This is a genomic window from Mucilaginibacter sp. SMC90 (assembly GCF_022811725.1).
Lineage (GTDB): Bacteria > Bacteroidota > Bacteroidia > Sphingobacteriales > Sphingobacteriaceae > Mucilaginibacter.
On sequence record NZ_CP094527.1, the window covers coordinates 2,806,110 to 2,827,035 of the forward strand.

General features: G+C 42.1%; 15 protein-coding genes. 8 read left to right on the plus strand and 7 right to left on the minus strand.

Annotation, left to right across the window (positions count from 1 at the left end; all coding sequences use genetic code 11):
• The first annotated feature begins 74 nt into the window (after positions 1 to 74).
• From MTO98_RS12155 to MTO98_RS12170, 4 genes are all read left to right on the plus strand, one after another.
• Entirely contained in the window at positions 75 to 1,277 is a 1,203-nt protein-coding gene (locus MTO98_RS12155) for a FecR family protein (RefSeq protein WP_243486920.1), read from the plus strand.
• 276 nt (positions 1,278 to 1,553) lie between these two features.
• The gene (locus MTO98_RS12160; RefSeq protein ID WP_243486921.1) at positions 1,554 to 5,003 is read left to right on the plus strand and encodes a TonB-dependent receptor; all 3,450 of its coding nucleotides are present in this window, start codon (positions 1,554 to 1,556) and stop codon (positions 5,001 to 5,003) included.
• 21 nt (positions 5,004 to 5,024) lie between these two features.
• Positions 5,025 to 6,524, plus strand: a complete 1,500-nt coding sequence (locus MTO98_RS12165) for a RagB/SusD family nutrient uptake outer membrane protein (RefSeq protein WP_243486922.1) — start codon at positions 5,025 to 5,027, stop codon at positions 6,522 to 6,524.
• A gap of 103 nt (positions 6,525 to 6,627) precedes the next feature.
• Positions 6,628 to 8,910 (plus strand): GH92 family glycosyl hydrolase, encoded by a 2,283-nt coding sequence (locus MTO98_RS12170; protein WP_243486923.1) that lies wholly within the window; start codon positions 6,628 to 6,630, stop codon positions 8,908 to 8,910.
• A 295-nt stretch (positions 8,911 to 9,205) separates the two neighbouring features.
• On the opposite strand, the gene MTO98_RS12175 is transcribed toward MTO98_RS12170, so the two are convergent.
• Together MTO98_RS12175 and MTO98_RS12180 are read right to left on the minus strand one after the other, a co-directional pair.
• Positions 9,206 to 9,820, minus strand: a complete 615-nt coding sequence (locus MTO98_RS12175; protein ID WP_243486924.1) for a trimeric intracellular cation channel family protein — start codon at positions 9,818 to 9,820, stop codon at positions 9,206 to 9,208.
• 210 nt (positions 9,821 to 10,030) lie between these two features.
• The gene (locus MTO98_RS12180) at positions 10,031 to 11,263 is read right to left on the minus strand and encodes a dicarboxylate/amino acid:cation symporter (protein ID WP_243486925.1); all 1,233 of its coding nucleotides are present in this window, start codon (positions 11,261 to 11,263) and stop codon (positions 10,031 to 10,033) included.
• 172 nt (positions 11,264 to 11,435) lie between these two features.
• Between MTO98_RS12180 and MTO98_RS12185 the strand changes: the two genes are divergently transcribed.
• The 3 genes from MTO98_RS12185 to MTO98_RS12195 all read left to right on the plus strand — a co-directional run bounded on the left by MTO98_RS12185 (position 11,436) and on the right by MTO98_RS12195 (position 13,748).
• A complete protein-coding gene (locus MTO98_RS12185) occupies positions 11,436 to 12,011 on the plus strand; it encodes an HD domain-containing protein (RefSeq protein ID WP_243486926.1) in 576 nt (191 codons plus the stop codon).
• Positions 12,012 to 12,023: 12 nt separating this feature from the next.
• Positions 12,024 to 12,902 carry a YitT family protein gene (locus tag MTO98_RS12190; RefSeq protein ID WP_243486927.1) on the plus strand — a complete coding sequence of 293 codons (879 nt, stop codon included), beginning with the start codon at positions 12,024 to 12,026 and terminating at the stop codon, positions 12,900 to 12,902.
• Between the two features lie 207 nt (positions 12,903 to 13,109).
• The gene (locus tag MTO98_RS12195) at positions 13,110 to 13,748 is read left to right on the plus strand and encodes a hypothetical protein (protein WP_243486928.1); all 639 of its coding nucleotides are present in this window, start codon (positions 13,110 to 13,112) and stop codon (positions 13,746 to 13,748) included.
• A 239-nt stretch (positions 13,749 to 13,987) separates the two neighbouring features.
• Here the strand turns inward: MTO98_RS12195 and MTO98_RS12200 are convergent, their stop codons facing one another.
• The 3 genes from MTO98_RS12200 to MTO98_RS12210 all read right to left on the minus strand — a co-directional run bounded on the left by MTO98_RS12200 (position 13,988) and on the right by MTO98_RS12210 (position 16,864).
• A complete protein-coding gene (locus MTO98_RS12200; RefSeq protein WP_243486929.1) occupies positions 13,988 to 15,031 on the minus strand; it encodes an adenylate/guanylate cyclase domain-containing response regulator in 1,044 nt (347 codons plus the stop codon).
• Complete coding sequence (locus MTO98_RS12205; RefSeq protein ID WP_243486930.1) at positions 15,031 to 15,408, minus strand: response regulator; 378 nt, start codon at positions 15,406 to 15,408, stop codon at positions 15,031 to 15,033. The genes MTO98_RS12200 and MTO98_RS12205 overlap by 1 nt, the downstream gene beginning before the upstream one ends.
• A gap of 64 nt (positions 15,409 to 15,472) precedes the next feature.
• The gene (locus MTO98_RS12210; RefSeq protein ID WP_243486931.1) at positions 15,473 to 16,864 is read right to left on the minus strand and encodes a sensor histidine kinase; all 1,392 of its coding nucleotides are present in this window, start codon (positions 16,862 to 16,864) and stop codon (positions 15,473 to 15,475) included.
• Between the two features lie 296 nt (positions 16,865 to 17,160).
• On the opposite strand from MTO98_RS12210, the gene MTO98_RS12215 reads away from it, so the two are divergent.
• Positions 17,161 to 18,849 (plus strand): ABC transporter ATP-binding protein, encoded by a 1,689-nt coding sequence (locus tag MTO98_RS12215; protein WP_243486932.1) that lies wholly within the window; start codon positions 17,161 to 17,163, stop codon positions 18,847 to 18,849.
• 49 nt (positions 18,850 to 18,898) lie between these two features.
• Here the strand turns inward: MTO98_RS12215 and MTO98_RS12220 are convergent, their stop codons facing one another.
• Together MTO98_RS12220 and MTO98_RS12225 are read right to left on the minus strand one after the other, a co-directional pair.
• Positions 18,899 to 20,002 (minus strand): glycosyltransferase family 4 protein, encoded by a 1,104-nt coding sequence (locus MTO98_RS12220; RefSeq protein WP_243486933.1) that lies wholly within the window; start codon positions 20,000 to 20,002, stop codon positions 18,899 to 18,901.
• On the minus strand, positions 20,002 to 20,922 hold the full coding sequence (locus MTO98_RS12225; protein ID WP_243486934.1) for a hypothetical protein: 921 nt from the start codon (positions 20,920 to 20,922) through the stop codon (positions 20,002 to 20,004). The genes MTO98_RS12220 and MTO98_RS12225 overlap by 1 nt, the downstream gene beginning before the upstream one ends.
• Positions 20,923 to 20,926: the final 4 nt, after the last annotated feature.

The window sequence follows — 20,926 nt, forward strand, 5'->3', positions numbered from 1 at the left end:
ACAGGTGTCATGTATATGAGATCTGCCCTAACTCACTGTAGCCAATTATACAGTTACACCGAAAAATATTTACCATGAGCGAACTTTACGCCAGGCTTGATTATTTATTTAGCGCTTATTATAATGGCACCGCTACTAAGGCCGAGCTTGATGAGTTTTTTGAGATCATCAACTCGTCGGCAACTGATGCGGAGCTTGCCTCGCTCATACACCAGGCCTGGGATAGGCTTGATGATAACGGGCCGCTTTTTGACCGCTCAAAAAGCGCGGATATGCTCAATAAAATTTTAAGAACTAATAACTACGAACAGCCTGCCCCGGTTCTGCCAAAGCATAATAATTTGCCATGGAAGAAGCTGGGGGTTGCCGCTTCGCTTTTATTTCTTGTTGGCTTTGGCGCTTACATTTACAGCAATCAAAAAAAGCAGGTTGTTACAAAAAAAAGTATTGCCAAAGCTCAATTTAAAAATGATGTTTTACCGGGTGGCAACAGAGCTGTATTGACCTTAGCCAACGGTAAAACCATTACACTTGATAGTGCCCGGAATGGTTTGCTGGCGCAGCAGGGAACTACCAGGGTCAATAAAACCCGTAACGGCCAGCTGGTTTACGAAACCAGCACTGATGCTGATGCTCAGGCTTCGGTTATAAATACTATTTCAACCCCGCGCGGCGGCCAATATCAGTTGGTTTTGTCGGATGGGAGCAAGGTTTGTCTGAATTCGGCATCTTCATTAAGTTTTCCAACCAAATTTACGGGCAAAACGCGAGAGGTCACCATTACCGGCGAAGCTTACTTTGAGGTTGCTAAAAATCCGAAGATGCCTTTCAGGGTTAAATCGGATAATACAACAGTTGAGGTTTTAGGTACGCATTTTAATATCATGGCTTATAATGACGAAGCCGAAATGAAAACTACCTTGTTAGAAGGCTCGGTAAAAATAACAAACGGCACTGCAAGCGGTACTTTAAAACCGGGACAGCAGGCCCTGCTCAGTAAAGCAGGCAGGTTGAAAGTACTTAGCAATGTTGATGTAGATGATGAAATAGCCTGGAAAGATGGTATTTTTCAATTCAGGGATGCGGGGATAGAGGCGATTATGAGGCAGGCTGCCCGCTGGTATGACGTGGATGTGGCTTATGAAGGCAAAATACCCAAGCGCGAATTTACAGGCCGGATCTCCCGCAATGTAAAAGCATCAGAATTAATGAGTATGCTTGGCTATGCCGGGGTGAAATTTAAAATTGAAGATAAGCGCATTACTATACAGCAATAGCATAATTATTATACCTACTATATTAAACAACCAATTTTTAAACAATTTAAACAACCCTATGATGGAAGAAATACCTAAGATAAGTTAGCCCGACCCCATGGGACCAAAATGGTAAAACGGTTTATCATGCGTTTAAACACCTATGGTAATTCCCTAAAATCAGCATATAAAAAGCCGGGAAGTATTCGCAGTACTTTCCCGGCCTAAATATCTGGGTCCCAAAAATCTACAATCGACGAATTGAAAGTTAATGTTTAACCCAAACTCTACAAACTTATGAATTTTAATTCTAAGGCCACGCCTTTGGCATGGCCCCAATTACGCAAATTTATATTGGCCATGAAGCTAACTGCCTTTATTATAATTGCGGCCCTTACCAATGTAAGCGCCAAAAGTTATAGCCAAATAGTTACTTTGCACCAAAAAAACACTACCGTTGAAAAAGTACTCCGCTCAATAGAAAAGCAAACCGGCTATCATTTTATGTATGACAAGCAGGATGTATCAAAGGCCGGAGAGATCAACATTGAAGTTGCAAACGTATCTATCGAAAACGCACTTGATCAGTGCTTTAAAGATCAGCCGCTTACTTACAAAATTTTTGACCAAACTATCGTTGTAAAAAAGAAGGACGAGCCGATTGTTTCGCAAATAGCTGTTGCTCCTATAAAAATAACAGGTACAGTAAGCGACGCTAAAGGCCCTATTCCTGGCGTCACCGTTAAGGTAAAAGGCACCGAGGTTGGAGCTCAAACCGATATGAATGGTAAATACACCATTAACGCTCCGGATGGTAACGGTACATTGGTGTTTACTTTTATCGGCTATTCTACTAAAGAAGTCCCAATTGCCGGTAAAACCCAGATAGATGTTACTTTAGCCGAAGAGCCAAAAGCATTAAGCGAGGTTGTAGTGGTTGGTTACGGTACATCTAAACGTGTAGATTTAACAGGTTCTGTTGGTAGCGTAAGTGCAAAAACATTACAGGATAGGCCGCAAACCAACCTTGAGCAGGAACTATCAGGCCGCATTGCCGGCGTTAACGTATCATCAAACTCGGGCGAACCGGGCGGTGATACCAAGATCCGTATACGTGGTTACAGCTCCATTAATACCAGCACCGATCCCCTTTATGTGGTAGACGGTATTATCTGGACAGAAGGCGGTAATTCCATCAACCCTAATGATGTTGCCTCCATAGATGTTTTGAAAGATGCTTCATCAACAGCTATTTATGGTACACGTGGTGCCAACGGTGTAATTTTAATAACTACCAAACGCGGCGCTAAAAACCGCCCGAGCACAGTTAGTTATGACGCTTATGTAAGCGTAAGCAACATGGCAAAAAAATTAGATGTATTAAACGCTAAAGAGTTTTTAGCTGTTGAAGACAAAGCCTACGATAACATTAAAAAATATGACCCTACAGGCTGGGCAGAAGGTAAGTGGGCCAAAGATGATCCGAAAGTAATAAGAACTGCGTTGATTGGAAAATTATTTGATGCTAACCTTAACCCGCTTTATGATGTAGACTGGCAAGATGCTACTACCCGCACCGCAGTTAGCCAAAACCATAACCTTTCTTTTACCGGCGGTTCTGATAAAATCAATTACGGCCTGTTTTTAAACTATGCCGATGATGAAGGCATAATCTTAAACAGTTATTTAAAACGCTATAACACACGTTTAAGCATTGACGACCAGGTAAAACCCTGGTTAAAAATTGGTGGTACCTTAAACTTTAACGCGCAAGATCAGCGTGCCGGTAATTATGGTACTGGCGGTAACAATATTCCGCGTATGTTAGTAGAGATGATTCCTATCATACCTGTTCGCTACCCTGACGGCACCTATGGTAAGCGTACCGACTATCCAAACATGGAAGGTGGCGATAACCCGGTTGCACAGGCTAACGAGATACAGCAACTGGCTAAACGCAGGGTATTTAGTGGTAATGGTTATGCCAATATTACACTGTTCCCTGGTTTGGATTTCCGCACGGTATTAGGTGTTACTACATCGGCAAACTATATCCCGCGTTCGCAAACCGGTTTAGTGGGCGGTCAATCTGCCGATCAGAAATATAGCTCGGCATCAATTGATGAGTACAACCGTACGTTCTGGCAATGGCAAAACTATTTTACTTACAACAAAGTATTTAATAAAGTACACTCATTAAACGTTGTTGTTGGTACTGAACGCCAAAACTCGCAGCAACTAAGGCTAAATGCCTCTACAAGCGGTTTAATTGATGATTACTACCAGTTTTACAATTTAGGCGCAGGCGCAATCCCAAGCTTGCCCATATCTAATTATGATGCGTGGCAAATGCAATCATATTATGGCCGTTTAAATTACAACTATAACGACAGATACTTGTTAACACTTACCGGCCGCGAGGATGGTTCATCAAGGTTTGGAAAAAACGTAAAATATGGTTTCTTCCCTTCTGCTGCATTTGCCTGGAGAGTATCCCAGGAAGATTTTATGAAAGATAACAAAACCATATCCGACCTTAAGTTCAGGTTAAGCTATGGTTTAACAGGTAACTCGGAAATTGGCGAATATCGTTCACTGGCAAACATCAGTACTGATATAAACGGCAACCCAAACAACTATGTTTTTGGTAACGCTGTAGCTAATGCCACTACCCTTACAAGTATCGGCAATGAGGATCTGCAATGGGAAAAAACAGCTGAATACAACCTCGGCGTATCATTTGGTTTATTTAATAACCGCGTTACCATTGATGCAGATGCTTACCTGAAAAAAACCCAGAAACTTTTGTTAAATGCGCCATTGCCTGAAACAAGTGGCTTTACCAGCGTATATAAAAACATCGGTAAACTGGAAAATAAAGGTATTGAGTTAAGCATCAATACGGTAAATATTAAAACAAACGATTTTACCTGGAACTCATCATTTAACATCACCTTCCTTAAAAATAAAATTTTACAGTTAGGCGCTTCTAACGATGATATCTTTCTTGATCCTACCTTTCTTTCACAATTTAACCTGATGCGCGTTGGGTTACCTGCCGGTAGCTTTTACGGTTACAAAGTGTTAGGCACATGGGGTACGGCAGAGGCTGCTAAAGCTGCATCATACAACTTGCTCCCGGGCGATTTGAAAATTCAGGATACTAACGGAGATGGTAAAATTACCGTTGATGATAAAGTAGTATTAGGTAAATCGATACCAGATGGGTACGGTACTTTCACCAACAACTTTAGTTATAAAAGCTTTGATCTGGGTATAGATCTCCAATTTAACTATGGTAACCAAATCATGAATTTAACTAAGCACTCGGGTCAGGACCGCACCGGCCAGGCAAACAGCTACGCTACCGTGTTAGACGCCTGGACTCCTGAGCACCAGAACACCTCAATTGCAGAAACAAGGCCCGCTTACATACGCTACCAAACTGAAATCTACTCTACTAAAGTAGAGAACGGCAACTTTATCCGTGGCCGTGCAGTAACACTGGGTTATAACTTTGGTAAATCTGTATTGGATAAAATAAAACTTACCCGGTTAAGAGTGTACGTTCAGGCACAAAACTTATTTGTAATAACCAAATACACCGGTTATGATCCTGAGGTATCAACCTACAACGGTGCAGCAAACTTTTACCAGGGTGCATCAAGCAACTTTACGCAGAACATCCAATTTTATGATTATCCAAAACCAAGAGTGTTCTTGTTAGGGATAAATGCAAGCTTTTAATAAATAGTAAACAGAAACATCATGAAATTTAAATCATATATCTATCGGGTCGGTTTAATATTGATCCTTGCAATTAGCGTTAGCGGTTGCCAAAAATATCTCGATGAGAAAAACAAAAGTGGTTTTGATAAAGACAACTATTTCCAAAACGCCGGCCAGGCGCAAACGTTTGTTAATGGTATTTATACATCATTATACATGTTTCAAAATGGTGATGCCTATGGCGAAAGTCCGTTTATTACTCTCGAACTTTTTGCCGGCCACACCACATCACTGGGCCAGAGCGTAAACAACGGTAATGTTATTCACCAGCGTACCGATGCTGTTAACCCTGGCTTTGAAACTGTTTGGAAAAATAGCTATGCGGCAATAGCCAATGCCAATCTGGCAATTGAGCGGATACCTGGTATTACTATGGACGACGGGGTGAAAAAAAACCTGTTAGGCCAGGCTTATTTTTTAAGAGCTTTCTTTTATTACCACCTGGTTAGGTTATATGGTGATGTACCATTGATCACTAAATCTCAAACTTTAAGCAGCGCGGATCTGTATCCTCCGCGTTCTCCGGTTGCCGATGTTTATAATTTGATCATCAGCGATCTGGAATCTGCTAAAACATCAGGTTTACCAAATACCGACCAAACCGGCAAGGTATCATTAGGCGCAGTTAAAACCTTGCTGGCAAGTGTTTATTTAACAACTGCAGGTTTCCCAATGCAGAAAACAGAGAACTATGCAAAGGCCGCTGCCGAAGCTAAGGATATTTTAACCCTGTACCCATTGTTTGATAGCTACGCCTTTTTACATGATAATGCACATAAAAATCAGGGCGAATTAATTTTCCAGGGCAACTACCTGGTTGGTGTAAAAGAAAACGCTATCCCGCAATTAACCTTGCCGTTTAACCTTTTAGTGGGTGGATATGGAGATCACTTAGGAGCGATGATTCCTACAGATCAATTTTTTGCCAGTTATGAAGCCGGTGATTTGCGTACCCAAGAACGTCAGTTCTATTTTTCAAGCTATCCACAGTACCAAAAGCCTGCAACAACTATTCAGTTTGGCGTACACGCTTTGTACAAATATTTCCATGTTGAGAGTGCCGCTGATAATGGTAACGCAAAAAGCGACGAAAACTGGACTTTCCTTCGCGCTCCTGAATTGATGCTGATATATGCTGAAGCATCTAACGAAGTAAACGGCCCAACTGCCGACGCTTACGCTGCTGTTAACGCTATCCGCACCCGTGCTAAGCTGGCTCCGTTAAGTGGCTTAACTAAAGACACTTTCCGCCAGGCTATCTGGAGAGAGCGTTATCACGAGCTTGCTTATGAAAACAAAGCTTACTTTGATATGCAGCGTACACATATGGCTTACTTGCCGCAATCAAATACTTTTGCCGATCCTACTGCTTCGCAAACCGAGCAGGGGGTTACCATGAAAGCAGCATATTATCTGTGGCCAATACCGCAGCGTGAGATCAGCACTAACAATAAACTGACCCAAAATCCGGGTTGGTAGTTGTATATTGCAAATAATACACATAAAAGACTGGCCATATCAAGCCAGTCTTTTATATTTACGGCTGGTAAAACGTTTCACCAAAAATTAAACATTTAAAACAATGAAAAAAGCCCTGGTACTTATCACATCCGTGTTGTTGGCCTCCGGTACTTTTGCGCAACAGGTAAATAAAATTACCGATCCTGTTGAGTACATTAATCCCTTAATGGGTACCGACTCGCATTATGACCTTTCAAATGGTAACACTTATCCCGCTATAGCCCTGCCCTGGGGAATGAACTTCTGGACGCCCCAAACAGGTGTTATGGGCGATGGATGGGCGTATACCTATGATGCGCATAAAATTCGCGGGTTTAAACAAACCCACCAGCCATCACCATGGATGAACGACTATGGGCAGTTTGCCATTATGCCGGTTACCAAACACGCTGTGGTAGGGCAAAATAAAAGGGCCAGCTGGTTCTCGCACAAAGCTGAAACCGCTAAGCCATATTATTATAGTGTGTACCTTGCCGATCATGATGTAACTACCGAAATTACACCTACCGAACGCTCGGCCCAGTTCAGGTTTACTTATCCTAAAACTGATAGCTCATTTATCGTGATTGATGCGTTGAATAAAGGTTCGTACGTAAAGATCATGCCCGATCAAAAGAAGATTGTAGGTTACTCAACCAAATACGCCCGTGGCCCGCTTAAAAACTTTAAAAACTACTTCGTTATTTATGTTGATAAGCCGATCACCTATGCGCACACCTTCAGCGACACTACTCAAGCAGATGGTTTGGAATTGAAAGCTGAGCATGCCAGTGCTTTGATAGGTTTTAAAACCACACAAGGCGAAAAGGTTCACTTGCGCGTAGCATCATCGTTTATCAGTATTGAGCAGGCCGAAGTTAGCCTGGAGCGTGAGCAGGGAAAAGACAGCTTTGACGTTACCGAACAAAAAGCCAAAGCTGTTTGGAACAAAACCCTTAACCATTTACAGGTTGAAGGTGGTTCGGTTGATCAGATGCGTACTTTTTATTCATGCTTTTACCGCATGGTGTTTTTCCCGAACAAATTGTATGAGATAGACAAAGACAACAAGATAGTACACTACAGCGCTTCTACAGGTAAAGTGTTTCCGGGTTATAAATTTGCCGGTACAGGCTTCTGGGATACCTTCAGGGCTTTATATCCTTTCCTGAACCTGGTTTATCCGTCTATCAACAAAGAAATGCAGGAAGGGCTCATCAACGACTATAAAGAAGGTGGCTGGTTACCTGAATGGTCAAGCCCGGGATATTCGGCGGTGATGATCGGTAACAACTCGGCTTCTGTAGTTTCTGAGGCTTATTTAAAAGGTTTACGCGGGTATGATATCAATACTTTGTGGGATGCCCTGGTGCACGGCGCTAATAATGCTGGTCCGCAGGCTACAGGAAGGCAGGGAGTTGAATACTATAACAAATTAGGTTATGTACCTTATGATGTAAAGATTGATGAAAATGCAGCCCGTACTTTAGAATACGCCTATGATGATTTTGCTATTTACAAGTTAGGTAAAGCGCTGGGCAAACCCGAATCAGAGATAGGCATTTATAAAACACGTGCCATGAACTATAAAAACCTGTTTGATCCGGAAACTAAGTTGATGCGCGGTAAAAACCAGGACGGTACTTTTGAAAAACCTTTCAGCCCGTTTAAATGGGGTGATGCTTTTACCGAAGGCAACAGCTGGCACTACAGCTGGAGTGTTTTCCAGGATATGCAGGGCTTAATTGACCTGATGGGCGGCAGGCAGAAGTTTATCACCAAGCTTGATTCGGTATTTACCATGCCGCCGGTATTTGATGATAGCTACTATGGCGGCGTTATCCACGAGATCCGAGAAATGCAGATCATGAATATGGGGCAATACGCGCATGGCAATCAGCCTATCCAGCATATGATTTATCTGTACAACTACGCAGGTGAGCCGTGGAAAACCCAATTCCACGTACGTGACGCTATGGAGAAGCTGTATAAAGCTACTCCTGATGGCTATTGCGGCGATGAAGATAATGGCCAAACGTCAGCCTGGTACGTGTTTTCGGCAATGGGTTTTTACCCGGTAACCCCAGCCAGTGATCAGTATGTATTAGGCACACCACTATTCAAAAAAGTTACCATTAACCTTGAGAATGGCAAAACTGTAGTGATCAATGCCGCTAACAACAGCCCGGCTAATAAATATATTAATACGTTGAGCGTTAACGGTAAGCCTTATGATTTAACCTGGTTAAGCCATTCGGAGCTTAAAAAGGGTGCGGTGCTTAACTTTAACATGGCACCTCAGCCTAATAAAACAAGAGCTGTGAAAGTGAGCGATGTACCGTATTCGTTAAGTACGGAGAAGTAGCCCCTAACCCCTAAAGGGGGACAATGGTGTGGATAAAATATAAAATGCGCCATGCTTGTTTCAGTACCTCACATGCAGGGTGTAAACCAGGCATGCAGTCTTAGCAAGTGGGATCCCGAAATAAATTCGGGATGAGGTTTGGACACAAAACAACAAAAGCGAGATGAAATCTCGCTTTTGTTGTTTATAAAAATACCACTGCCGCAGGCTTTCAGCCTGTGGTGAGCCACAGTGTCAGCTTTCAGCTGACGTAAGCAGAATCCGAAATCGAAAATCCCAATTCCGAAATCAAAAATCAATGCCATTCTTCCCGGTACACAAATTTGGGCATTTGCCAGTTGTATTTGATAGAGAGCAAGCGGAGGGCCAGACCGATAGTACAAGCCACTACGATAGATACTCCGGCAGGGGCACCCAGATGTTCAATCCCCAAGTAAAAGGCTCCTGTAACAATGGAGGCACTGGCGTAAACCTCCTTACGGAACAACAGAGGAACCTCATTACATAATACATCGCGCAGCACACCTCCGGCACAACCGGTTATCATACCGCTCAGTAAAATAATAATGATGGGGAGATTGATCTGCTCAGCTATCTGGCAACCGATAATGGTAAACACCACCAGGCCCAAAGCATCCAGGTAAAGGAAAAGGGTTTTCATTTTGGTCATGAGGCGGGCAATAACAGCAGCTAATATGGCTGCCACTGCAGTGATCACTAAATATTCAGGGTGTTCAACCCAACTCATCGGGTAATGATTAAACAAAATATTGCGAACAGTGCCGCCACCTAATGCTGTTACCCAGGCAATAATGCAAACACCAACCCAGTCCATGTCACGCCTTCCGGCAGATAAGGCAGCTGTCATGGCCTCGGCGATAATAGCGATAATGTAAAGGATGTGGAGCATATAGGTAATGTTTAAGGTTTATTCAAGATACAAACTATCAGTAATAAATAAACAACAGAAAATTAAGCACTGTGACGGAATTAAGTGCCCGGCAACGGTATTCAGTATCCTGCACCAGAGGTGTAAAAGGTTTGCAGATACAAAGAAAAATTGCCTTTGCGTGCCAGAGGCCCGCCACCCTGCGTTTAGACTATGTAAGCGCAGTCTCCTTTAGCTTCCTGTGGGTACTTCCGGTTTCATCCAGCTCTTACCCTCTGTAAACCGGGCCACAAGCATGGCTGAAACCGTATCTCCGGTAGCGTTCAGCAGCGTCGCCATTGGGTCAACCAAAGTACCAATGATGATAGCAGGAGGGAGGGCTTCGGGCGGGAAACCATAGGCAGAGATAAACAGCAACTCACCTATGTAGCCTCCATTTGGGATTCCTCCCTCAACAAGGCTTACTAAAACTGTCATAGCAAGGGCTATCATTATGGTTTCGGCATTGTTAAAGCTTTTGCCAAACAACGCAAATACAACAGCCATTTTCACTATGGATGAAATGCTTGAACCATCTTTATGTAAAGTGCCGCCGAGCGGAATAGTGATATTGGCAATGGCATCAGAGATTCCCATTTTTTTTGCTGCGTTTAAATTTGCCGGGATAGTGGCAATGCTGCTGCAGGTGCCCACTGCCGTAGCTGATGGCACGATGTTGTTTTTCCAATAGCGCTTAACTGCACTAATTCCACCTGCAACAAATGCATAAAGACTAAACAAGGCCAGGTAATAAAACGCACCAACACCATAGTATAAAGCCATTGAGCGCGCATAACCACCAAATAATTGCGGGCCAAACACGCCTACCTGATAAGCGAAATATGCTCCAAGCCCAATGGGGCCTACCTTCATGATAAGGGTAAAAATATTCTTAAAAACCTCGTTTCCGCTATGCAGAAAGCTGCCGAAGGCCTTGCCCTTTTCACCGGCATGTAACGTTGCAAACCCTGTTATTACAGCGAAAATGATCATTGCCAGCATGCTTTTGCGGGATAATAACTGGTAAAATTCGCTGGTTGTAAACAAACTTGTCAGCTGGTCTCCAAAAGGTTTTTTAGTGATTGCTTCGGTAATTGGACTGGCCACAAGGTGTTGATGGATAGGGAAGATCCATATGGCTATGATGGTGACTATAGCTGCCACTAACACGGTGGAAACAAATACGAGCGAAGTAACCGCTAAAAGTTTCCCCAGTTTTTGTGAGCTGTCCAGCGCTGCAATGGCCGAAGCGATAGCAAAGAAAACAAGAGGAACAACAGCTGTAAACAACAGGTTCAGGAAAATATCGCCGATGGGTTTGATCACCTCTACTTTATTGCCCAAAACAGCTCCGGCAATACTGCCAATGATAATGCCTGTTATTAGTAGGATAATGCCTTTATAGTTTTGAAACCAGCTGTTCATTGTGCTAAGATAATTGTTAGGTTTTGCTTTTGTTGCAGATACAGATAGTAGCATTGTCAAATATTTATTTGAATTGTGATATTTGACTTGCAACGCAGGTATGCAATTGTGCCCCTCTGCATATATTCATATCCTTCTTAAATTAATATATTAGCCCCATTATAAATACTGAATGCAAGTAGAACAAGCCGGGGCTTTTATCCTCGACAAAATAAAAATAGAACTGCCTGAACATTTCCATTACCACAATGCCGATCATGCGCTTGATGTTTATACCGCTGCAAAGCAAATTGCAGAAGGCGAGGGAGTGAAAGGGTACGACCTGGAGCTATTGCTTACTGCAGCATACTATCATGATTCGGGTTTTTTGTTCGGACAGGTTAATCATGAGGTTGGTTCATGCAAAAATGCAAGGCAATACCTACCTCATTTTGGTTATACCAGCGATGAAATTGAGCAGGTTTGTGATATTATTATGGCAACTCAAATGCCGCAAAACCCTCACAATCATTTAGGACAGATAATTTGTGATGCCGATTTGGATTATTTGGGCCGAAATGATTTTTTTATCCTTAGTAAAAGGTTATTTTCGGAACTTGTAATTACAGATCACCTTGAATCAGAATTGGAGTGGGACAGGCAGCAGGTGAAGTTCCTGCAAAGCCATCATTACTTTACTCAAACCGCACTCGGGCTCAGGGCTGAAGGTAAAAACGAGCATTTGAAAGTTATCACAACAAAAATTTAAATACTGCTATTAATGACACAACCGGGTTTAAAAATTGAAGAAGTTTTAAAGGACGTAGTAACAGTAATTATCGGCATTTTATTCTGCGGTTTTGCGTTAAAGGGATTTTTGGTACCCAACAGCTTCTTTGATGGCGGAGTAACGGGTATTTCGCTTCTTCTTCATGAACTTTATCACTTCAACATAGCCTATGTAATTATCATAGCCAATATCCCCTTTATTATTATGGGGATGTTCCAGGTTAATAAATCTTTTGCACTAAAAACGCTTGCCTGCGTAATTGGACTTGGCCTATGCCTGCAATTTATACAATATCCTGTTATTACTTCTGATAAGTTACTTGTATCGATTTTTGGCGGGGTATTTATGGGGCTTGGCGTGGGTTTGTCGATAAGGGGAGGTTGTGCGTTGGATGGTATTGAGATATTAGCTTTATACACCTTGAAGCGCAGTAGTTTTACTATCAGCGAGATTATTTTAGGTATCAATATTATTATCTTCCTGATAGCGGCGGTTGAACTTGGTTTGCCTACGGCGTTATACTCAATTTTAACCTATTATACGGCGTCGCGCACTATCACTTTTGTTATTGATGGTTTGGAAGAATATACGGCTATAAATATCATCTCCGGTCAAAGCGAAATAATTAAAGAACGACTTGTAATGGAACTCGGTCGCGGAATCACCATTTATAAGGGCGAACGCGGCTTCATGAAGGAAAGTTTTGATGTTCATCAGCCGGTAGACATCATTTTTACAGTAGTAACCCGTTTGGAAGTACGCAGGTTAAAAAACCTGGTACACAGTATTGATCCAAAAGCTTTTATTTTCACTAATAGCATTAAAGAAGCTGCTGGCGGGGTGTTGAAGAAAAAGGTGAGGGATCATTGATATTCCAATATAAAGACAGCAATGCCATCCTAAAAGGATGGCATTGCTGTTAAATAAGCAAACTACTTCGGGTTTAGCGGAGCGTAACAGCAATACATATGGGTTCAAAATAAAAGTGGGTGGTCTTGAATTATTATTCAATCTCTTCAAGCTACATGGAAGCCGGGCGAAATTGTTAGCTTAGCATAACAAAACCTAAGCTGTAACATGAAAGAAGAATACTGGGTATTCGGAGGCGCGCTTCTTTTCCATTTCGGAAGATTACTTTACAAATATTACCAAAAAAAGCGCTACGAGAAGGTCAGTGACGAAATAGCCGACTACCGTTACGATACATACCTCGAACTGCGGGACGAAACATTTGCGCTGAAGCCGGAAGACATAGGCATTGTGTTGTCCAGTGATAATGAAACCGCTTTTGCCCTGATACTGGAAATGCATGTTGCTGAAGCGTTGCAGGCTATTGTCGCGTTTTCTGATGGTAAGGTTTGGGCTTTTAATACCTATAATGCACGCAAAAATATTGTTGATAATGATGCAGAGGATTTACGTTTCGCGGCTATTGAGGCTGTAGCAGCGGCTCAATACCATTTTGCAAGAATGAGGAGAATGGATGCCGGGACCCTTCTTCCCGGGCATATAAAAATTCATATATTAACCAATCAGGATACTTACTCGGCAGGTGGTACAATCACCGCAATGTGTAACGAATCATCAGAATGGGCCGAATTAGTTGCAAAAGTTTTTACGGTAGTCTGTGAACTGGATAGCGTGTTTGAAAATAAGCCCAAGAAGCCTGTTTATACCCAAATTGCCGTAAAGCGTAGTAAGCCTGCAAATTTCTAAAGTTATTAAAAGCCATGTCATGGCGAAGAGGAACGACGAAGCAATCTCGTAGCTACACAGATCGGTCATGTATTCGCTACGAGATTGCCACGCTGCGCTCGCGATGACATGTTTTTTATTATTTAAAACAGAGAGAATTTTATTTTCCGAACATTTGTGGAGACAACACCAATAATAGTTTCGGGCATCAGTAACAACTTAAAACTACCGACTCCGTACTTTAGATTTCAGACTTAGAACTAATCAACCACCTCGTAAATCTCTACCGGTTTCAGTTTGTTCTTCAAACTTACCTCTCCAATTTTATTGAGTGCGAAGGAGCCTTTGGCTTGTTCATATACATCGGCACTTACAATGATCTGGTTGGCTTGTGCTACGGTTTGCAGGCGTTGGGCCAGGTTTACTGCATCGCCAATTACGGTATAGTCCAAACGTTTCAATGTGGCAGAGCCTATATTGCCCGAGATCATCTCGCCCGAATTGATCCCTATAGAAACAGAAGGTTTAAAAGTTTTGTCGCCTGCCTGAATTTCATCAGCATCATGCATTTTATCACGAACGGCGAGGGCCGCATCAATAGCACGGTCAAGGTGGTATTCGCCACGGAAAACGGCCATAACGGCATCACCCATAAATTTATCAATATGGCCGTTTTGTGCAATGATCTCCTGTACCATTACATCAAAGTATTTGTTGATCATACCAACAACGGTATTGGCAGCAACGTGCTCCGTAATGGCAGTAAAGCCACAGATGTCAATAAACAACACCGTTGCATCTATAGTTTCGTTGCTAAGCAGGCTGTTTTCAAATTCCTTGTGGGTCATGAAATTGAGCACGTTTTCATCTACATACATGCGCAGGATGTTGTTCTCCTTTATGGCCTGCATGGTTTTTTTGAGCTCAATTACGTGTTGAAGCGTTTTTTCGATAGTGATGTCAAGATCTTCAAAATTTACCGGCTTGCATACAAAATCAAATGCACCGCGGTTCATGGCCGTGCGGATATTATCCATATCACTGTAAGCCGATACCATCACCGCTTTTAAGATTGGGTTGGCATCGGGCAACTTGGTAAGCAGGGTAAGCCCATCCATTTCAGGCATATTGATGTCGCTTAAAACCACATCAATGTCAGGATGAGAGGCCAGTTGAGTTAACGCTTCAAAACCATTTTGGGCAAATACAAACTCATACACGCCTTCCCGTATCTTTTTCCTGAACTTTTGCCTGATCAGTAATTCCAGGTCCTGCTCGTCATCTACCACCAGTATCTTGGCCATTATTGTTCTAAGTGTTTAAGTTTATCTTTCAAATTAGTGAAATCAAGCGGCTTGGTTAAAAAGTCGTTGGCCCCAAGTTCCATTGATTGTTTATAGTTTTCGTCGTCGCCGTAAGCGGTGATCATCATAACCACCGGCGGCGGTTTTTCGTAGCTGTGCCTGATATTGCGTAATAGCTCCAGGCCACTCATGCCCGGCATGTTGATGTCAGATAGGATCAGGATCACCTGCGAACGATATTTATCGAGGAAAAGTAAAGCTTCTTCGCCCGATTGCGCGAAATTAAATTCTACTTCGCCGCTTTTTATTTCTTTCCGGAAACGTTGTAAAAACAAAGGCTGAACATCTGCCTCATCATCAACAACAAGTATTTTCATAGCATTTCAAAGTTAAACGTTTGTTAGGTTTTATTTGCGGTTAAACGTAAAAATTACGGCACGTTTAACTTTGGGCAATATTGCCAACCGGTATGCAGATGACAAATCTGGCAAACTCGCCTTCGGCAGTTTCAACTTTAAGCTCGCCGCCATGGCCTTTGGTAATAATATCATAGCTCATTGAAAGCCCAAGGCCTGTTCCCTGCCCGGTAGGTTTGGTGGTAAAAAAGGGCTGGTAAATTTTATCCAGTACCTTTTGGGGAATGCCGGTGCCGTTATCCTCTACCGTAATTTGTACCATATTGACACCGGCCGCCGACCGGACTTTTTGAGTTTTAACAGTTACCGTTGGTTCATATCCATCACCTAAAACCCGTTTCTTTTCACTTACCGAGTAAAAAGAATTATTAAACAGGTTAAGGAGCACACGGCCCAGGTCCTGTGGAATAGCTTCTATTTTGCCAAGGTTTTCATCAAAGCTGGTTTTCATGCCTGCATTAAATGATTTATCCTTGGCACGGAGGCCGTGGTAGCTCAGCCTCAAATACTCATCAGAAAGAGCATTAACATCAGTAGGTTCTTTTTTTCCGGTTGTAGCACGCGAATGCTGCAGCATGCCTTTAACAATAGCATCTGCGCGTTTGCCATGCTGGTTTATTTTGCCCAGGTTTTGGGTGATATCATTAATAATATCAGCAGCGTCTTCCTTAACATCGTTGGGAAGTTTATCAAGTACTTCTTCTTTCAGTTCTTCAAGCAGTTCGATACTTACCTCACTAAAATTGTTCACAAAGTTTAGTGGGTTCTGAATTTCGTGCGCTATGCCGGCGGTAAGCTCGCCCAGCGAAGCCATCTTTTCTGACTGTATAAGCTGCGCCTGTGTACTTTGAAGTTCTGATAGTGCCTGCTGAAGTTCTTCGGTTTGCTTGATTAGCTCGGCAGTGCGCTCACGTACCTCACTTTCAAGGTTTACCTTCATAGCTGCCATCATGCGGTTTTGTGCCTGCTCTGCAAAGCGCTGTTTGCGCTCATTTTCAAGGGCTTTGGTTTGTTTCCGGCTGATGAGCCAAAGCGAGAATGCCCAGATGAGCGAAAATACCACTAAGCTTTTTATGGTGTTGTCATGGTTGTCATAAAATGTCGGGAACCATTTTTCCAGTACATCCTGTATTAATCCCGCAATGGCGTATGGAATTAATGCAAAGGCAAGCTGCCTACCCGATTTTAGGTCTTCAATATAATAGGGCACTATTACAACTCCTAAAAAAAACAGGTGCGAGATTACCGTGGTCAGCCTTTCTCCGTGGTCAAAACTTACACCAAATACAAATATGCCTATAGCTATAAAATAGCCAATATTGAGGTATTTGTCCCAATTGGTTAGCAGCCCATCATTTTTCAGGTGTCTCCTGTATTGGGTGATCACAAATACGGCGAGGAAAGGTTCTAAACTCATGAAGATTGTTTTACTTCTTTTATAAATGCGAAGCCGAAATTTAAGAATTTTAGAGGGATTATTAAACTATGCCCATTATTTATCAGAATAAGGGGTTAAAAATGATCTGTTTTGATTTTATAGTAGCGAATATCAACTTGCAGAAGGTAACACTGAGTTTGAGGTTTTTTTCTTTACAAGTTAACACGATCAAGCTTTTGCCGGGATTAAATGAACAAAGCGCAGGTTATATCCATATACCCTCATGCGAAGCAACCATTGATCCGCATAAAACGTAATCAACAATAAAACCAGCGATGAACCTGGTTTTATTGTTGATATCCCCCTTGAAGCAAATTTTAAAAAGCATCCTGCCCATACTTACCCGGCGCGAAAAGACGAGATTTATCAGGCTGATCATCGGCGATATCGTTATAGCCCTATTGGATGTTGCTTTTTTAGGAATGCTCCTGCTGATAGTTAATTTTTATACGCTGCAGGGTACAAGAAATAATTACGATTTTTTACCGGCAGGCCTTGTAAATAATAGATCGCTGTGGCTTATCGGAGTATTTCTGGTGCTTTTTGCTGTAAAAAATTGTATTGGTTTCTTTGTACAAAACGCGCAGCATCATTTCTTTTATAGTGTATCATCAAGACTATCCGAACGTAATATCAGGAATTATCTTGATGCCGGGTTTGATCAGTTTACCCACGTTGATTCATCTATCCACACGCGGCGCATTAGCCAACAGCCTATCGAGTTTAGTCATTACATCCTTACTAATTTACAGCAAATCATATCGCAATTGGTATTGATCCTTTTTACCATTGGGGCAATCATGTTGTATCACCCTGCTTTGTTTGTTTTGCTATTTATATTATTACTGCCGCCTGTTGCAGCGCTGGGCTGGTTTATCAAAACAAAATTAAAATCCATTCGCGGGCAGATCAAAACCGTGAGCGAAAAAACGCTTCAGCATTTAAACGAATCATTGGCTGGTTATGTGGACAGCAACATTTATCAAAAGAATGATTTTTTTAGTCACCGTTTTTTTAGCTACCAACAGCAACTTAACCAAAATATAGCCTCGCAGCAAACGTGGCAAAACCTGCCATCGCGCTTAATGGAGGTTTTTGCCGTACTGGGTTTTTTTATCCTCATCGCTGTAAATAAACTAATGGGCGATAATTCGGCGGTTAGTATCCTGACCATCGGTATTTTTGTGGCTGCTGCATACAAAATTATTCCCGGTGTAGTGAAGATTCTGAACAGCGGCGGACAAATGAAAACTTATGAGTTTATCCTGGCCGACCTGGCTATTGTGCCAAATAAAGAACACCAGATTAACGAACCTCTTGACGAACATATCAGGTCATTGAAATTTGAAAATGTAAATTTCGGTTACGCCGACAAAGTTATTTTAGATGAGTTTGATTTGGAGATAGTTCCGGGCGATATCATTGGGATATCGGGTAATTCGGGTAGGGGGAAAACAACTATTATTAACCTTTTGGCCGGGTTTTTAGAACCTGCAACCGGTGGCATTTATATCAATGATAAAATTGCCGTTGCTGCTACGCGCAGGTTGTATCGTAAAAATATCTCCCTGGTAAAACAGCAACCGTTTTTTATATACGATACAATTCTTCAAAATATAGTACTCGACGATGCAGCTGTTGATCAGGAACGATTTGCCGAGGTTTTAGCTTTTTGTGGTTTAAATAAACTTATTGCCGGATATCCGGAAGGCATAGGAAAGATCATTACCGAAAACGGTAAAAATATTAGCGGTGGCCAGCGCCAAAGGATCATGCTGGCGCGGGCGCTTTATCATGATCATGACTTACTGATATTAGATGAGCCTTTTAGCGAAATGGATGCTGATGCGGAAAATGAACTGTTAACGAAATTACAGCAATTGACCCGCCAGGGTACAATGATTATCCTGATTACGCACAATAAAGCGAGTTTAGCTATTTGCAATAAAGTTATTTCACCCTGATTTTTAATGCCCCTTGCCTTTCGTTTTGCGCACGTTTGCAACGTTTGCTTTATTCTAAGCCCTTTGCTATTTCCTCAATTCGCCCGGCTATGGCTTCAAATGACAGGTTTCGTTTGTAGTATTCTATCGATAACCTTCGCTTTTCGGCTATATTCATCTGGGCTGTTTGTTGGAGTACAGCAAGTAACTCAGCTTCGTTTCCCGGTTCGTACAATACACCGCATTCGCCATTATTGGTAATCATCCTGAACGAAAGGATGTCGGTAACGAGGGGTACACACCCGCATGACATCGCTTCACAAATAGCGGTGCCGCTGCCTTCATAATGCGAGCCGGAGATGATAAAATCGGCACTGTTATACCAGTAAAGTAAATCGGCGTGAGGTACCTTACCTATCAGTTCAATGGCGTCTTTATTTGGAGAGGCATTTAGTAACTCGTTGATGTTAGGTAAGAGCTCTTCAGTGTGATAGATCATGTGCAGCTTTACATCCGGCATGTTTTCGGCAAATTTCAAAAAGGCCTTTACTACGTTTAATGGATCTTTATTATCGTTTAAACGGCCCACCCATAAAAACACAGGCGCATGTTTTGTACTTGTTTTGGATTTGGCTTCTGAACGGTCGATCGGAAAAAATACAGATGATACTTCCATCACCTCATGTATTTTACCCGGCGACTTTAAGTTGCCTGCAGTCACCCATTCAAGCCCCATATCATGTGAGGCAAACAAATAGGCATCTGCATATTTATCTGCCAGTTTTTGCAGTTGCTTTTTTATACCACCAGGAAAAGGTTTCTCTGCATGGTTTTGAACAATAATACGGGTATGCTTATTTAGCATCAATCCAAGCTGGATTAATTGAACCGGTTGGTGCAGGCCGTGAAATATCACTATATCAGGGTTTAAGCTCTTTACATACAGGTTGATCCCGAAATTGAAATAGATCTTTTTTTTGCTGAAGTTCACAAAATGATAGGCGATGTTATTATGGTTAACAATACCTTCATAGTTGATCTGTTTCACGTTGATCACCTCATGTCTTTTACTTAGCTGGTCCATAAGGCCGGTATAACCCAGGGTTCGGACAAACCAGGCTTGCGGGTCATCAAAATCGGGCGAATAGTTATAACTGACAAAAACGTATCTCATTAAAATAAACCCTCAATACTGGTATAATTGCTGTTTTGAAATTGCAGAAAACCCACGTGGTACAACGATTCGGGATTTGTTTTCAATACCTTGTTATTAATTACCTTGCCAATCATCAGCATGTGATACCCCATTTTTTTATGTTCAAAAATCTCTATCTCTTTGTATCCTCCTGAACAAGCCGGAACCGGAAAATTAAACACTTCGCTCTTAATGGTATCAAATGGCAGCTGATCAACCGGTGTTGGTGCAGTGCTGGAGTGCTTGCCCAAATTATAAACCGAATTAATGTCGACTGTGTCTGTGTCGCACACCACAACTTTGCCGGCGTTGAGGATTTTATCTAAAGTGATATTGGTTGTGCGTAATCCCAGCAGGTAAATACCTTCTTCCTCAATAAAACCGTGAATATCCATCGGGAAAACGTTGCAATATTCACTATCAGCGTAAGACACGATGATTATACTACGCGGGTAGGAGTACAACGCGCTGACAACTTTTCTGCTGTCATAAGTATTCTTTTTTGATCGCAGAAAATACCTGAAAAGCACTTCCCGTTTCAGGGCATTAAGCTGATGGTTTTTGACGCCTTTTATCCTGAATAAAAGCAGGCTGCCTATGTCGGTATTGATCGTTTCAATCAATGATACACTGATAGAGGCGCTTAACATACCATTGGTTTTAAATTCGATGACCGCATTTTCAGCATTCAGGTTAGCAACTTCATTGGCAGGTAGCCACGCGGCCATGCAAAATGGATCAAGGCAGATCATGCTGTTATTGCGGGTGATATCATGACTTTTCCCGGCAAGGTTCAAAAAAACCTTCTCTTTGATCTGGCTTTGTTGTAAACGGGTTATGTAAAAGGTTTTGACGGGGTGCCCGTTAAACAATAGTTTTTTGATTGATTGAGTTATCATATCA

What these genes read in the sequence shown, in the direction of transcription:
- MTO98_RS12180 (WP_243486925.1), bottom strand. Translation starts at nt 11,263, where the DNA reads ATGAACAGCTGGTTTCAAAACTATAAAGGCATTATCCTACTAATAACA.
- MTO98_RS12165 (WP_243486922.1), top strand. Translation starts at nt 5,025, where the DNA reads ATGAAATTTAAATCATATATCTATCGGGTCGGTTTAATATTGATCCTT.
- MTO98_RS12160 (WP_243486921.1), top strand. Translation starts at nt 1,554, where the DNA reads ATGAATTTTAATTCTAAGGCCACGCCTTTGGCATGGCCCCAATTACGC.
- MTO98_RS12170 (WP_243486923.1), top strand. Translation starts at nt 6,628, where the DNA reads ATGAAAAAAGCCCTGGTACTTATCACATCCGTGTTGTTGGCCTCCGGT.
- MTO98_RS12195 (WP_243486928.1), top strand. Translation starts at nt 13,110, where the DNA reads ATGAAAGAAGAATACTGGGTATTCGGAGGCGCGCTTCTTTTCCATTTC.
- MTO98_RS12200 (WP_243486929.1), bottom strand. Translation starts at nt 15,031, where the DNA reads ATGGCCAAGATACTGGTGGTAGATGACGAGCAGGACCTGGAATTACTG.
- MTO98_RS12205 (WP_243486930.1), bottom strand. Translation starts at nt 15,408, where the DNA reads ATGAAAATACTTGTTGTTGATGATGAGGCAGATGTTCAGCCTTTGTTT.
- MTO98_RS12220 (WP_243486933.1), bottom strand. Translation starts at nt 20,002, where the DNA reads ATGAGATACGTTTTTGTCAGTTATAACTATTCGCCCGATTTTGATGAC.
- MTO98_RS12155 (WP_243486920.1), top strand. Translation starts at nt 75, where the DNA reads ATGAGCGAACTTTACGCCAGGCTTGATTATTTATTTAGCGCTTATTAT.
- MTO98_RS12185 (WP_243486926.1), top strand. Translation starts at nt 11,436, where the DNA reads ATGCAAGTAGAACAAGCCGGGGCTTTTATCCTCGACAAAATAAAAATA.
- MTO98_RS12225 (WP_243486934.1), bottom strand. Translation starts at nt 20,922, where the DNA reads ATGATAACTCAATCAATCAAAAAACTATTGTTTAACGGGCACCCCGTC.
- MTO98_RS12210 (WP_243486931.1), bottom strand. Translation starts at nt 16,864, where the DNA reads ATGAGTTTAGAACCTTTCCTCGCCGTATTTGTGATCACCCAATACAGG.
- MTO98_RS12175 (WP_243486924.1), bottom strand. Translation starts at nt 9,820, where the DNA reads ATGCTCCACATCCTTTACATTATCGCTATTATCGCCGAGGCCATGACA.
- MTO98_RS12215 (WP_243486932.1), top strand. Translation starts at nt 17,161, where the DNA reads ATGAACCTGGTTTTATTGTTGATATCCCCCTTGAAGCAAATTTTAAAA.
- MTO98_RS12190 (WP_243486927.1), top strand. Translation starts at nt 12,024, where the DNA reads ATGACACAACCGGGTTTAAAAATTGAAGAAGTTTTAAAGGACGTAGTA.